At 69.5% G+C, this 13,418-nt stretch carries 14 protein-coding genes; 13 read left to right on the top strand and 1 reads right to left on the bottom strand.

What is annotated here, in order from left to right; translation table 11 throughout:
• Positions 1-4: 4 nt before the first annotated feature.
• From ACWEGE_RS03195 to ACWEGE_RS03155, 9 genes are all read left to right on the top strand, one after another.
• The gene (locus tag ACWEGE_RS03195) at positions 5-841 is read left to right on the top strand and encodes an MlaE family ABC transporter permease (protein ID WP_091303985.1); all 837 of its coding nucleotides are present in this window, start codon (positions 5-7) and stop codon (positions 839-841) included.
• Positions 838-2,175 (top strand): MCE family protein, encoded by a 1,338-nt coding sequence (locus tag ACWEGE_RS03190; protein ID WP_449658792.1) that lies wholly within the window; start codon positions 838-840, stop codon positions 2,173-2,175. The genes ACWEGE_RS03195 and ACWEGE_RS03190 overlap by 4 nt, the downstream gene beginning before the upstream one ends.
• Positions 2,172-3,200, top strand: a complete 1,029-nt coding sequence (locus ACWEGE_RS03185) for an MCE family protein (RefSeq protein ID WP_449658791.1) — start codon at positions 2,172-2,174, stop codon at positions 3,198-3,200. The genes ACWEGE_RS03190 and ACWEGE_RS03185 overlap by 4 nt, the downstream gene beginning before the upstream one ends.
• Entirely contained in the window at positions 3,197-4,183 is a 987-nt protein-coding gene (locus ACWEGE_RS03180) for an MCE family protein (RefSeq protein WP_449658790.1), read from the top strand. The genes ACWEGE_RS03185 and ACWEGE_RS03180 overlap by 4 nt, the downstream gene beginning before the upstream one ends.
• Positions 4,180-5,364 (top strand): MCE family protein, encoded by a 1,185-nt coding sequence (locus ACWEGE_RS03175; RefSeq protein ID WP_449658789.1) that lies wholly within the window; start codon positions 4,180-4,182, stop codon positions 5,362-5,364. Before ACWEGE_RS03180 ends, ACWEGE_RS03175 begins: the two co-directional genes overlap by 4 nt.
• Positions 5,361-6,533, top strand: coding sequence for an MCE family protein (locus tag ACWEGE_RS03170; protein ID WP_449658788.1), 1,173 nt, complete (start codon positions 5,361-5,363; stop codon positions 6,531-6,533). Before ACWEGE_RS03175 ends, ACWEGE_RS03170 begins: the two co-directional genes overlap by 4 nt.
• Complete coding sequence (locus tag ACWEGE_RS03165) at positions 6,533-7,798, top strand: MCE family protein (protein WP_449658787.1); 1,266 nt, start codon at positions 6,533-6,535, stop codon at positions 7,796-7,798. The genes ACWEGE_RS03170 and ACWEGE_RS03165 overlap by 1 nt, the downstream gene beginning before the upstream one ends.
• Positions 7,799-7,834: 36 nt before the next feature.
• Positions 7,835-8,410, top strand: coding sequence for a hypothetical protein (locus ACWEGE_RS03160; RefSeq protein WP_449658786.1), 576 nt, complete (start codon positions 7,835-7,837; stop codon positions 8,408-8,410).
• A gap of 82 nt (positions 8,411-8,492) precedes the next feature.
• Positions 8,493-9,434 (top strand): hypothetical protein, encoded by a 942-nt coding sequence (locus ACWEGE_RS03155; protein ID WP_449659074.1) that lies wholly within the window; start codon positions 8,493-8,495, stop codon positions 9,432-9,434.
• Positions 9,435-9,477: 43 nt separating this feature from the next.
• Here ACWEGE_RS03155 and ACWEGE_RS03150 read toward each other — a convergent pair whose 3' ends face one another.
• Positions 9,478-9,927, bottom strand: coding sequence for a hypothetical protein (locus ACWEGE_RS03150; RefSeq protein ID WP_449658785.1), 450 nt, complete (start codon positions 9,925-9,927; stop codon positions 9,478-9,480).
• Between the two features lie 74 nt (positions 9,928-10,001).
• Between ACWEGE_RS03150 and ACWEGE_RS03145 the strand changes: the two genes are divergently transcribed.
• From ACWEGE_RS03145 to ACWEGE_RS03130, 4 genes are all read left to right on the top strand, one after another.
• On the top strand, positions 10,002-10,994 hold the full coding sequence (locus tag ACWEGE_RS03145) for a Gfo/Idh/MocA family protein (protein WP_449658784.1): 993 nt from the start codon (positions 10,002-10,004) through the stop codon (positions 10,992-10,994).
• Positions 10,991-11,767, top strand: a complete 777-nt coding sequence (locus ACWEGE_RS03140; RefSeq protein ID WP_449658783.1) for a Gfo/Idh/MocA family protein — start codon at positions 10,991-10,993, stop codon at positions 11,765-11,767. Before ACWEGE_RS03145 ends, ACWEGE_RS03140 begins: the two co-directional genes overlap by 4 nt.
• A 188-nt stretch (positions 11,768-11,955) precedes the next feature.
• Entirely contained in the window at positions 11,956-12,162 is a 207-nt protein-coding gene (locus ACWEGE_RS03135; RefSeq protein WP_449658782.1) for a DUF5988 family protein, read from the top strand.
• A 32-nt stretch (positions 12,163-12,194) separates the two neighbouring features.
• The gene (locus ACWEGE_RS03130) at positions 12,195-13,385 is read left to right on the top strand and encodes a cytochrome P450 (RefSeq protein WP_449658781.1); all 1,191 of its coding nucleotides are present in this window, start codon (positions 12,195-12,197) and stop codon (positions 13,383-13,385) included.
• Positions 13,386-13,418 lie beyond the last annotated feature (33 nt).

Genomic DNA, 13,418 nt, shown 5'->3' with positions numbered 1-13,418 from the left:
CGCCATGACGTTCCTCCAGGGCGCGAAACGCGTCGTCAACCGTCCCTTGCAGACGCTGGACACCCTCGGTGACCAGATGTCGTTCTACGGCCGCGCGCTGCTGTGGACGCCGCGGACCATCCGCCGCTACACCAAAGAGGTGCTGCGGCTGCTGGCCGAGGTGAGCTTCGGCTCCGGCTCGCTGGCGGTCATCGGCGGCACGGTCGGCGTCATGGTCGGCCTGACGTTGTTCACCGGTGTCCTCGTCGGCCTCCAGGGCTACTCGGCGCTGAACTCGATCGGCACGTCGGCCTTCACCGGCTTCCTGACCGCGTTCTTCAACACCCGTGAGATCGCGCCGCTGGTCGCCGGGCTCGCGCTGTCCGCCACGGTCGGCGCCGGGTTCACCGCCCAGCTGGGCGCGATGCGGATCTCCGAGGAGATCGACGCCCTCGAGGTCATGGGCGTGCCGAGCCTGCCGTACCTGGTGACGACGCGGATCATCGCCGGGTTCGTCGCGGTCATCCCGCTCTACATCATCGGCCTGCTGAGCTCGTACCTCGCGTCACGACTGGTCGTCATCTACATCTACAACCAGTCGGCCGGTACCTACGACCACTACTTCGACCTTTTCCTGCCACCGCAGGACGTGCTCTATTCGTTCATCAAGGTGCTGCTGTTCAGCGTCCTGATCATCCTGTCGCACTGCTACTTCGGGTACCGGGCGACCGGCGGGCCGGCCGGGGTCGGCGTCGCGGTCGGCAAGGCCGTGCGGCTGTCCATCGTCACGGTGTCGATCATGAACTTCTTCATCGGGTTCGCCATCTGGGGAACCGACGTCACGGTAAGGATCGCGGGATGAGGACGCTCCGACGCAGGCTGCTCGGCCTGCTGCTCATCGCCGTGATGGTCGGCGGGGTGGCGCTGTCCATCGCGCTCTACGACAAGGCGTTCACGCCGGTCGTCACGGTCAAGCTGCAGGCCGACAAGATCGGCAACCAGCTGATCAGGCAGTCCGACGTCAAGGTGCGCGGGCTGATCGTCGGCTCGGTGCAGGACATCGTCGCCACCGACAAGGGGGCCGAGCTCACGCTCGCGCTCAAGCCCGAGTCGGCGAAGCTCATCCCGGAGAACGTCTCGGCGCGGTTCCTGCCCAAGACGCTCTTCGGCGAGCGGTTCGTCTCGCTGGAGATCCCGAAGGACCCGTCGGCGAAGACGCTGAGCAACGGGGACGTCATCCCGCAGGACCGCACGTCGAACGCGGTCGAGCTGGAGCAGGCGTTCTCCCACCTGATGCCGGTGCTGCAGGCGGTGCAGCCGCAGAAGCTCTCGGCCACGCTCACCGCGATCTCGACGGCGCTGTCCGGCCGCGGCGACCAGCTCGGCGACACGCTCTCGCAGCTGGGCACCTACATCGGCGAGCTGAACCCGCACGAGCCGGAGCTGCAGCACAACCTCAAGGCGCTCGCGGAGTTCTCCGACCACCTCAAGGACGCGGCCCCGGACCTGGTGCAGAGCCTGGACAACCTGAGCACGACGACCCGGACCGTGGTCGACGAGCGGCAGAACCTGTCGAACCTCTACGGCAGCCTGACCCAGGCTTCGGTGGACCTGCAGACGTTCCTGCAGAACAACAAGGACAACATCATCTCCCTCGTCGACACCGCCCGGCCGACGGCCGAGCTGCTGGCGAAGTACGCGCCGGAGTACCCCTGCGTGATCTCCCAGATGGCCAAGAACGTGCCGCTGATCGACCAGGCGCTGGGCAAGGGCACCAACCAGCCCGGCCTGCACGCGACCATCGAGATCATCGTGCCGCGCGCGCCCTACCAGGCCGGCAAGGAAGAGCCGCGGTTCGAGGACAAGCGCGGCCCGCGCTGCTACGACATCAAGGACATCCCGAAGCCGTTCCCGTCCGAGCCGCCGGACGGCGCGTTCAAGGACGGCACGCTGCACCAGGCCGCGCCGAAGAGCGTCGGCGAGGGCCTCAACCCGGCCAAGTTCAAGGCCGACGCGGCCGGTGGAGGCAGCGGAGGCGGTGACAGCGCTGATCAACTTGCGTACTCGACGGCGGAGCAGGGCTTCCTGGCCGACCTGCTCGGCCCGCAGCTGGGCATGAACGCCGCCGACGTCCCGGGCTGGAGCGCGCTGCTCGTCGGCCCGCTGTACCGGGGTGCGGAGGTGACGGTCAAGTGAGGGGCCTGCTCGCGCCGCTGATCAAGCTCGGCATCTTCGTGGTGGTCACCGTGCTGTTCACGACGATCCTCGGGATCAGCATCGCCAACATCAACACCACCAGCACCAACGCCTACAAGGCCCGCTTCACCGACGCGACGCTGCTGCTGCCCAACGACGACGTCCGCATCGCCGGCGTCCGGGTCGGGCAGGTCAAGGACGTGCACATCGTCGACAAGCGCCAGGCGGAGGTCGAGTTCGAAGTGGACGCCGGGCGGACGCTGCCCGCCGGGGTGACCGCGCAGATCAAGTTCCGGAACCTGGTCGGCCAGCGGTACGTCTCGCTCGGCGAGGGCGAAAACGCCGAAGGCAGGACGCTGCAGCCCGGCGGGACCATCCCGCTGGAGCGGACCACGCCGGCGCTGGACCTGACCGAGCTGTTCAACGGCTTCAAGCCGCTGTTCACCGCGCTCAACCCGGACGACGTCAACAAGCTGTCCTACGAGGTCATCCAGGTCCTGCAGGGCGAGGGCGGCACCGTGGAGAGCCTGCTGTCGCACACGGCGTCGCTGGCCACCACGATCGCCGACAAGGACCAGGTGATCGGCGAGGTCATCGACAACCTCAACTCGGTGCTCGACACGGTCAACGCGCACACCCCGCAGCTCAACGACCTGATCGTGAAGCTGCAGCAGCTGGTGTCCGGGCTGGCCGCCGACCGCAAGCCGATCGGCGACGCGATCGAGAGCCTCGGCAACCTGGCCGAGACGACGTCCGGGCTGCTGGGCCAGGTCCGCGAGCCGCTGAAGAACGACATCAGCGCGCTGGGGAACCTGACGCAGCAGCTGAACAAGAACGAGCCGGAGCTGGAGCACTTCATCCAGTTCCTGCCGACCAAGGTGAGCACGCTGACCCGCACCGCGGACTACGGCTCCTGGTTCAACTTCTACGCCTGTGAGTTCTCCGGGAGCGTGAGCTTGCCGCCACTGATCAACGACGTCGCCCTGCCCCTGCTGCCGGCGAACCGGGCGAGGTGCTCCGGATGAAGTCGTTCCAGAAGCGCAACCCCGTGCCGATCGCGCTGGTCGGGATCGTCGTGCTGGCGCTCGGTTTCATCGCCGCGCTCAACTCCGACGACCTGCCGGTGATCGGCGGCGGCACCACCTACAGCGCCGAGTTCAGCGAGGCCTCCGGGCTGCAGAAGGACAACGACGTCCGGATCGCCGGCGTCAAGGTCGGCAAGGTCAGCGACATCGAGCTCGACGGCACGTCGGTGAAGGTGTCGTTCAAGGTCAAGGACGCCTGGCTGGGCGACCGGACCAGCGCCGCGATCAAGATCAAGACGCTGCTCGGGCAGAAGTACCTGTCGCTGGACCCGCAGGGCGAAGGCGCGCTGAACCCGGGCACCGGCATCCCGCGCGACCGCACGATGGCGCCGTACGACGTGCTCGACGCCTTCCGCGGGCTGTCCCAGACGGTCGACAACATCGACACCAAGCAGCTGGCGCAGAGCTTCGACACGATCTCGCAGACCTTCGCCAACACACCGCAGGACGTGAAGGGCGCGCTGTCGGGGCTGTCGAAGCTGTCGGACACGATCGCCTCGCGCGACCAGCAGCTGTCGAACCTGCTGGCCAACACCCGCGAGGTGTCGCAGACGCTGGTCGACCGCGACGCCGAGGTGCAGAAGCTGCTGACCGACGGCAACGACCTGCTCGCCGAGCTGGCCAAGCGCGAGGACGCGATCACCGCGCTGCTCACCGGCTCCCGCGAGCTGGCCACCCAGCTGCAGGGCCTGATCGACGACAACGACAAGCAGCTCGACCCGGTGCTGACCCAGCTCGACCAGCTGACGTCGATGCTGCAGCGCAACCAGGACTCCCTGGCCGAGGGCCTCAAGAAGTTCGCGCCGTTCATCCGCGTCTTCACCAACACCATCGGCAACGGCCGCTGGTTCGACAACTACATCTGCGGCCTGCTGCTGCCGTCGATGGGCCCGATCAACGAAGAGGGGTGCTACACGAAATGAGTGACACCCGCTTCGGCCAAGCCCTGACCCGGGGCTTCACCATCGCGATCGTGCTCGCGCTCGTCGTCGCCGGCGGGATCTGGTGGACCCTGAAGGACGCCGGCCGCAACCACCTGACCGCGTACTTCGCCGGCGCCGTCGGCCTGTACGAAGGCAACAGCGTGCGGATGCTCGGCGTCGACATGGGCACGGTCACCAAGATCACCCCGATGGGCAACCAGGTGAAGGTCGACTTCGAGTACGACCGCTCGGTGCCCGTCCCGGCGGACGCGAAGGCGCTCATCGTGGCGCCCTCGCTGGTGTCCGATCGGTACGTCCAGCTGGCTCCGGCCTACACCGGCGGCCCGCGCATCTCCGACGGCGCGGTCATCGGCCTCGACCGCACCGAGGTGCCGCTGGAGGTCGACCAGCTGGCCGCCAGCCTGGCCCGGGTCAGCGAGACCCTCGGCCCGAACGGCGCCAACAAGTCCGGGTCGCTGTCGAACCTGCTGAACACCGCGGCGGCCAACGTCGACGGCAACGGCCAGGCCCTGCACGACACGATCACCAAGCTCGGCCAGGCGGCCGGCACGCTGTCGGGCAACAAGGACGACCTGTTCGCCACGGTGGAGAACCTCGGCAAGTTCTCGCAGACGCTGGCCGACTCCGACAAGCAGGTCCGCACCTTCGAGGGCAGGCTCGCCGACGTCAGCGGCTACCTGGCGTCCGAAAAGGACAACCTGGCCGCGACCGTGCAGCAGCTGGGCACCACGCTCACCGCGGTGCAGTCGTTCATCGACGCCAACCACGACCGGCTGAAGTCCAATGTGGACAAACTGGCCGGCATCACCAAGGTGCTCGTCGACCAGCGCAGCTCGCTCGCCGAGATCCTGGACGTCGCCCCGGTCGGCCTGAGCAACCTGGTCAACACCTACAACGGCTCGGCAGGCACGCTGGACGCCCGGCCGAACCTCAACGAGCTGACCCAGCCGCCGCTGGTGATGATCTGCCGTCTACTCAAGCAGGTCGGCACCAACAGCATCCCGGACGTGCTCGGCAACGCCTGCGAGAGCATCGCCGGCGTGGTCGACAAGGTGATCCCGCTGCCGTCCGTGGCGCAGACCGTGCAGGCCCTGCAGTCCGGCCAGCTGCCGCCACTGCCGCTGCCCGTCGCCGGGCAGCTCTACGGAGGTGGCCAGTGAAGAAGCTCCTGACCGTCGGGGCACTCGCCACGGCGTCCGCCCTGGTCCTCTCCGGGTGCGCCTTCAAGGGCATCTACGACCTGCCGCTGCCCGGCGGCGCCGACCTCGGCGACCACCCGTACACGGTGAACGTCGAGTTCCGGGACGTGCTCGACCTGACCCCGCAGGCCGGGGTCAAGGTCGACGAGGTGCCGGTCGGCCGGGTCGAGAACGTCGGGCTCACCAAGGACGGCTGGCACGCGCTGGTGACCCTGCGGGTCAACGGCGACATCAAGCTGCCGGCCAACGCGATCGCCAACGTCAAGCAGTCCAGCCTGCTCGGCGAAAAGTACGTCGAGCTGGCCTCGCCGGGCGCCGACCAGGCCCAGGGCAAGCTGGCGAACAACGCGACCATCCCGCTGGCCCGCACGAACCGCAGCGTCGAGGTCGAAGAACTGCTCGGCGCGCTCTCGCTGCTGCTCAACGGCGGCGGGGTCGACCAGCTCAACACCATCACCAAGGAGCTCAACAACGCCACGTCCGGCCGCGAGCCGGACATCAAGGCGCTGCTGGACAACGCGAACCAGCTGGTGACGAACCTCGACAAGCAGTCGAAGAACATCACCCGGGCCATCGACGGGCTGAACCGGCTCTCCTCGACCCTGAACGACCAGAAGGACAAGCTGGTCGGCGCGGTCGACAACCTCGGGCCCGGCCTCGGCGTGCTCGAGCAGCAGCGCGGCCAGCTGGTCACCATGCTGCAGGCGCTGGACAACCTCTCCGGCGTCGCCACCGACACGGTGAACAAGTCGCAGAAGGACCTGGTGGCCGACCTCAAGGCGCTGACGCCGACGCTGCAGAAGCTCGGCGAGGCGGGCAACGACCTGCCGAAGGCGCTGGAGATCCTGCTGACCTTCCCGTTCAGCGACCAGGCCGTCAACGGCGTCAAGGGCGACTACTTCAACCTGTTCGCGAAGGTGGACCTGAACCTGAAGACCATCGTCGAGAACCTGGGCAACAGCAGGCAGAACGCGCTGGCCGGGCAGCTGCCGCTGGCCGGCCTGACCGGCGGGGTCCAGGGCACGCCCGCCAACCAGCCGCCGCCGCTGCCGATCCCCGGCGCCGGGGCGCAGCAGGCCAAGCCGGGCCTGGGCAACCTCTTCGGGCTCCTGTCGGGAGGTGCGGGCTGATGCTGGTGCGCCGGACGAAGATCCAGCTGATCGCCTTCGTGGTGATCTCCGTCGTCGCGATCGTGTACGCGCTGATCCGGTTCGCCGGGCTCGGCAGCGTCTTCGGCAACGACGGCTACACGGTGAAGCTCCAGCTCAACGAGTCGGGCGGCATCTTCACCAACGCCGAAGTCACCTACCGCGGCTACAACATCGGCCGGGTCGGCGAGATGCGGCTGACGCCGACCGGGCTCGAGGCCGACCTGAACATCGACCCGTCGGCGCCGAAGGTGCCCGCGGACCTCGACGCCGTCGTCGCCAACCGGTCGGCGGTCGGCGAGCAGTACGTCGACCTGCGGCCCAAGGCCGACCAGGGCCCGTACCTGGCGGGCGGCTCGGTGATCCCGGCGGCCAAGACGACCACCCCGGTCAGCACCGACCGGCTGATCGGCGACCTCGACTCGCTCGCCGCGTCGGTCCCGGTCGACTCGCTGCGCACGGTCGTCGACGAGTCCTACGACGCCTTCCGCGGCACCGGCGGCGATCTGCAGAAGCTGCTGGACACCGCGCGCAGCTTCACCACTACCGCGCAGCAGTACCTGCCGCAGACGATCCAGCTGCTGGACGCCGGCGGCCAGGTGCTCGACACGCAGAACGCCGAAGCCGCGAACTTCGCGTCGTTCAGCAAGAGCCTCAACGAGCTCACCGGCACGCTGAAGAACTCCGACGGCGACCTGCGCAAGCTCATCGGCATCACGCCGCAGGTGGCCGCGCAGGTCAGCCAGGTGCTGCAGGAGTCCGGCCCGGGCCTCGGCGCGCTGACGGCGAACCTGCTGACCACGGCCAACCTGACCGTGACCCGCCTCGACGGCATCGAGCAGGGGCTCGTCACGTACCCGGCGCTGGCCGGCGCGGCGAGCAGTGTCGCGCCCGGCGACGGCACCGCCCACCTCGGCCTGGTGCTCAACCTGTTCAACCCGCCGTCGTGCACCAAGGGGTACCTGCCGTACTCGCAGTACCGGACCGGGAACGACCTCTCGGCGAAGCCGGCGAAGGAAGACGCGTACTGTGCCGAACCGAAGGGCAGCCCGATCAACGTCCGCGGCTCGCAGAACGCGCCGTACGGCGGAGTGCCGGTCGCGCCGTCGGACAGCGACGTCTCGGCCAACGCGAACCGGCCCGCCCAAGAGCTGGCCGAGGAGCGGAACACCCGGGGTGTGCCGGGCATCGTCGGCAGCCCCGGCGTCAGCCTGAACAGCCTGGGCTCGCTGCTGGGCCTGTCCTGACCGGGATTTGATGACCGTTATCTACTCTGGAGTGTCATGAGCACGGACGAGCCGGCCGCCACGTCGGTGGAGGAGGAGTCCTCCCCGGCACCGCCGAAGGACCCCGCGCGGATCCTGGTCCTCGGCGCCGGGGCGCTGGCGCTGGCCGCGCTGATCGCGGCGGCGATCTTCGGCGTCCAGTGGTGGGTGGCGGCGAACGACGACAACGCCGGCCTGGCCGCCTCGCGCGAGGCGGTGGTCAAGGCGGGCACGAACGCACTGAAGGCCTACACCGAGGTCGACTACAACGATCTCGACGGCTTCTTCGCCCGGCAGAAGGCCGTGTCGGACGACAAGATGTCGCAGCAGATCGACCAGTCGGCGCCGACCTTCCGCAAGGCGCTCTCCGACGCCAAGACCAAGGTCACCACGGACGTCCAGGACATCGCCGTCGAGGAGCTGGACGACCACGAAGGCAAGGCCAGCTTCCTCGCCGCCATCGCCACCACCGTCACCCAGGGGGACAAGAGCAGCGCGAAGCCGCTGCGCCTCGAAGTGTCGATGACCCGGGTGGGCGATGAGTGGAAGCTGTCCGGCATCGACAGCGTCCCGCTCGTCGCGGCCGGCCAATAGCGTCACCCGTAAGGAGCCTGTAGTGCCCCCCTCCCGCCGCCAGCCGCCGCGCAGCACCCCGACGCCGTCGCGGCGTCCCCGCGTGGCCGGGCTGCGCAAGCCCTCGGTGGACGAGTCCGCCGCCGAGCGGACCGGCCAGCTGCCCGCCGTCCCGGCCAAGCCGCGGCCGCGCCCGCGGCCGGTGCCCCGCCCGGAGCCCCGGCCCGCCGAGTCGACCAGCGGGGAGCTCGACACGTCGCCGGCCGAGGACACGCAGGTGTTCGCGGCGGTCGAGGCGGAGGAGCCGCAGGTCGACGCGCTCACCGGCGAGCCGCAGGCCGACGAGGAGGAGGTGCCGGCGCGGCCGGCACCGCGGCGGAAGCAACGGGACACCGGGATCGCGAAGCCGACCGAGCAAGCCGAAGTCCCGGTCACCGAGGACGAGCCGGCGGAGCCCGGGCGGTCGCCGCTGGAGCGCTCGTACCTCGTGGCGGGCGCGCTGGTGCTCGTCGCGCTGGCGCTGGGCTCGCTGGCGTTCTGGTTCAAGTACGAGGAGTCGAAGGTCTCGTCGGCGACCAGCAACACGGCGCTGCTGGACGTCGCGAAGACCGCGCAGGTCAAGGACGCGGTTTCGAAGGCGGCCGAGGCGCTGTTCTCCTACGACTTCAACAACATCAAGAAGACCGAGGACGCGGCGAACGACCTGCTGGCCAACGACGACGTCAAGAACAAGTACAACTCGCTGATGGGCGAGGTGAAGCGGCTGGCGCCGCAGCAGAAGATGATCGTGACGTGCAAGGTGACGCGCGCGGCGGTGATCATGCTGAACGGTGATCTGGCGAAGGTGATGGTCTTCGTCGACCAGACCTCGACCCGCACGGACACGAAGAAGACGACCGCGGGCACCGCCCAGCTCCACCTGAACGCCCAGCTCCAGGGCGACAAGTGGAAGATCACCGACATGGACACCTACAACGCCCCGAAGGTCCCGGCGGCGTCGACGGCCCCCTCCTCGGCACCGGCTTCCCCCTCGCCGACGAAGTAACCCCAGACGGCACCTTCACGTGAAGGTGCCGCTCCGGGGTGGGTCAGCTCCGGCGCAGCACGAGCCGGGCCTTGCGGGCCTGTCCGGCGAGCTTGCGATCCGGGTGCTGAGCGATCACGTCCAGCAGGCGAGGCCGGGCCGGATGATCCGCCGCGGCGATCACCTCGACGCCGCTGTGCCGGTCCCTCCCTGGCCCGGAGGAAAAGCTGCCGCTTCCGCGGCGGCGCCGGCCGGGGACCGATGGGCCACCCAGGCGGCCACTTCGGCTTCGGCGATCTCCGGCGGCGCCTCGGCGACCTGCCCGCAGAGCTTCGGCCCAGCGAGGGAGCAGCGTGAGTTTCGGCTTCGACGCGCCGTCCAGCTCGGCCACGTAGCGCCGTAGGTCGGCGAGGGTGGCGCTGCGCTCGGCGGCGGCCGGCGCTTCGGCTGCCGATGGCAGGCGCACGGGCGGCAGGGCGGGAAGGCCGGCTTCGAATTCACCTGCCTCGCACATGCCGGCCAGTGTGGCGGCCCGAACTACCCACGTTGGTTATGGCTCCTGCCCACGGTGTGGGCGAGTCTCGGTACGTGAAGACGTTGCGGCCGCTCGAAGTGGCTTTGCTCGGTGCGGGGCTGATCGCCCGGCTGCACCTGGAAGCGTGGCTCGGCGCCGGCGCCGCCGTGCGGGTGTACTCCGCCGACGGCCGGGGCGCCGAACTGGCGCGGGAGTTCGGGGCGAAGGCCGTCGGCTCCCTGGACGAGGCGCTCGACGGCGCCGACGCCGTCGACATCTGCACGCCGACCGCGAGCCACCACGAGATCGCCATGACCGCCATCGCCGCCGGCGTCGGTGTGGTGTGCGAGAAGCCGTTGGCGGCCAGTGCGGAAGAGGCCGAAGAGATCGTCGCCGCCGCCGAAACGGCGGGCGTGCGGCTCTACGCCGCCCACGACGTCCGGTTCGCCGCGCCCTACGCGCGGCTGCACGAACTGGTCGCGAGCGGGAAGCTGGGCGAGGGCGCGATCGGCCGGTTCTCCTTCTCCGCCTACCACCCGCGGCCCTGGACCGGGACCGCCTCCGCGCGGTCGGGTGGCATCCTCACCGACCAGCTGCTGCACGGCGCCGACCTCGCCCACTGGGTCTTCGGGGACGTCGTCCGCGTGCACGCCTGCTACCAGGGCGACATCGCCACCCCGGCCCCCGAAGGCGCCGTCGCCACCGGGACCGTCGTGCTCACCCACGCCGGCGGCGCCATCAGCCAGGTCGTGAGCCGGTGGACGGCCACGCCGCGACCGCCCGTGCGGGTGGCCTTCCACGTGTCGGGGACCGGCGGGACGGTGAGCTACGACTCCGAGTGGCCGCAGGAGGTCCGGGTCGTCGACGGGGGCGCCGAGAACTTCGCCTACGGCGGGCCGTCCGTCTTCGCCACCGAAGTGCGCGAGTTCGCCACGGCGTTCGCCGGCGGGCCCGAGCCGCGCATCGGGGCGAAGGACGCGCTGGCCGCCGTGCGGATCATCCACGCCGCCGCCGAGTCCGCGTGGACCGGGCGGGCCGTCGAACTGCCGGTGAGGGGAGCAGCGTGAAGGTCGCCATCCTGTCGTCCGCACCCGAGGGGTACGCCCGGGCGCTGCGCGGCCTGCCGGACGTCGAAGTCGTCGCCGTGGCGGGCTGGGACGCGTACGAGCCGGTCCGGCAGGCGGCCGAGGCCGGGGCGCGCGTGCTGTGCGAATACCCGCCCGCGGCCAAGGAAACCGACCTGGAAGCCATGGTGGAAGCCGGGGGAGACCGGCTCGCCTTCGCGTCCCCGGCCTGCCACGGCGAGGCGTTCGCCGTGGTGCGCAAGGGAATCGCCGATGGTGGCATCGGGGAGCTGACGACCGTCCTCGGCTCGTTGACCACGACTGCGGACGCGGTGCTGGGCTCCGCCGCGCCGTACCTGCTGGACCTGGCGGACGCCGTCCTCGGGGGCGAGCCGGCGCAGCAGGTCTACGCACAGGCCAACACCGTCCTCAGTGGACGAATCGCGGAAAGCGCGGCGGTGCTCACCGTCCGGTACCGCAGTGGGAAAGCCGCCTCGTTCGACTGCCGCCGCAGCCCGTCGGGGACGGGGCGGCCGAACGTCACCTTCGTCGGGGACAAGGCGAGCGTGCAGTACGACGCCGGTCCGCGGCTGCTCGGCGGCGAACGCGGCGAACTGGGCGGCGAAGACCTGGATGCGTTGCTGCTCAAAGATTTTCTCGGCGATGGCTACCGGCCCGGGCCGGACGGCCAGGCCGCCCTGCGGACGTTCCGGATCGTCCAGGCGGCTTACGAATCCGCGCACACCGGGCAGCCCGTCGACCTGCCGACCGGCTGAACCGGCCTTGGTCCGGAGGGGCTTTCTCCTGCGCTGCAGGGGAAAGCCCCTTTTTCGTGTTGCCCGCGTGAGGCGTCCCGGGGCTCTACCAGAGTGAGGGATGTCCCTTTGCGACGGCTCGCCTAGCCTGAATCGAGTATGAAAGACCGTTCTGTGCTGGGAGATCCCCGAAACCGGTGGAGGTCGCGATGAGTGTTACGCAGGTGAAAATCGCGTTGGACGGCGGACCTGCCGAACTGGCACTGGCGAACCGGAGCGTCGACGCCGCCGCGTTGGAGAACACGCTCAAGATCCGCCACGGAGCCGGTTACGAGCACTTCGTGCACGGCGGGGAGTTCCAGCCCGGCGACATCGCGGTCTTCCGCTGGTCGCACCGCACGAAGATCGCCGAATAGGAACAACCGGCTCGCCCACGGGAAAGGTTTCCATGACCGACGCAATTTCGTTCGAGGTGCCGTGGGATCGGACCGACAAGTTCGACCCGCCCGCGGTGTTCGACTCTCTGCGCGAAGAACGTCCGCTCGCGAAGATGGTTTACCCGGACGGGCACGTCGGCTGGATCGTTTCCAGCCACGACCTGGTCCGTGAGGTGCTCAGCGACCCGCGGTTCAGCCACAGCTGCGAAATCGGCCACTTCCCGGTGACCCACCAGGGTCAGGTGATCCCGACCCACCCGCTGATCCCCGGCATGTTCATCCACATGGACCCGCCGGAGCACACCCGCTACCGCAAGCTGCTGACCGGCGAGTTCACCGTCCGCCGCACCGGCAGGCTGATCCCGCGCGTCGAGGCCGTGGCCGCCGAGCAGATCGAGGTCATGCGGGCCAAGGGTGGCACCGCCGACGTCGTCGGGGACTTCGCCAAGCCGCTCGTGCTGCGGATGCTGGGCGAGCTCGTCGGCCTGCCCTACTCCGAACGGGACCGGTACGTGCCGGCGGTGACGCTCCTGCACGACGCGGAAGCGGACCCGGTCGAGGCCGCGGCCGCCTACGAGCTGGCCGGGAAGTTCTTCGACGAGGTCATCGAGCGGCGGCGGCAGCACCCCCAGGACGACCTGATCAGCTCGCTGGTCACCGAGGACCTGACCCAGGAGGAGCTGCGCAACATCGTCACCCTGCTGCTGTTCGCGGGGTACGAGACCACCGAGGGCGCGCTCGCCACCGGCGTCTTCGCGCTGCTGCACCACACCGACCAGCTGGCGAAGCTGCGGGCGGAGCCGGGAAAGCTCGACGCCGCGATCGAGGAGCTGCTGCGCTACCTGACCGTCAACCAGTACCACACCTACCGCACCGCGCTGGAGGACGTGAAGCTGGAGGGCGAGCTGATCAAGCAGGGTGACACGGTGACGGTGTCGCTGCCCGCGGCCAACCGCGACCCGGCCAAGTTCGGCTGTCCCGCCGAGCTGGACATCGACCGCGACACCTCCGGGCACGTCGCCTTCGGCTTCGGCATCCACCAGTGCCTCGGCCAGAACCTGGCGCGCATCGAGCTGCGGGCCGGCTTCGCCGCGCTCCTGCGGGCGTTCCCCGGCCTGCGGCTGGCCGTTCCCGCCGACGAGGTTCCGTTGCGGCTGAAGGGTTCCGTCTTCTCGGTGAAGGAGCTCCCCGTCTCCTGGTGAGCGGTCTTCCCCTCGAACACCGAAAGGATCTGC

This window comes from Amycolatopsis sp. NPDC004747 (genome assembly GCF_053601335.1).
This window is presented reverse-complemented; position numbering and strand designations above follow the sequence as displayed.

Excerpts from the sequence above, each read along its gene's own strand:
- ACWEGE_RS03195 (WP_091303985.1), top strand. The coding sequence starts at position 5 with ATGACGTTCCTCCAGGGCGCGAAACGCGTCGTCAACCGTCCCTTGCAG.
- ACWEGE_RS03190 (WP_449658792.1), top strand. The coding sequence starts at position 838 with ATGAGGACGCTCCGACGCAGGCTGCTCGGCCTGCTGCTCATCGCCGTG.
- ACWEGE_RS03180 (WP_449658790.1), top strand. The coding sequence starts at position 3,197 with ATGAAGTCGTTCCAGAAGCGCAACCCCGTGCCGATCGCGCTGGTCGGG.
- ACWEGE_RS03175 (WP_449658789.1), top strand. The coding sequence starts at position 4,180 with ATGAGTGACACCCGCTTCGGCCAAGCCCTGACCCGGGGCTTCACCATC.
- ACWEGE_RS03165 (WP_449658787.1), top strand. The coding sequence starts at position 6,533 with ATGCTGGTGCGCCGGACGAAGATCCAGCTGATCGCCTTCGTGGTGATC.
- ACWEGE_RS03160 (WP_449658786.1), top strand. The coding sequence starts at position 7,835 with ATGAGCACGGACGAGCCGGCCGCCACGTCGGTGGAGGAGGAGTCCTCC.
- ACWEGE_RS03150 (WP_449658785.1), bottom strand. The coding sequence starts at position 9,927 with ATGTGCGAGGCAGGTGAATTCGAAGCCGGCCTTCCCGCCCTGCCGCCC.
- ACWEGE_RS03135 (WP_449658782.1), top strand. The coding sequence starts at position 11,956 with ATGAGTGTTACGCAGGTGAAAATCGCGTTGGACGGCGGACCTGCCGAA.
- ACWEGE_RS03130 (WP_449658781.1), top strand. The coding sequence starts at position 12,195 with ATGACCGACGCAATTTCGTTCGAGGTGCCGTGGGATCGGACCGACAAG.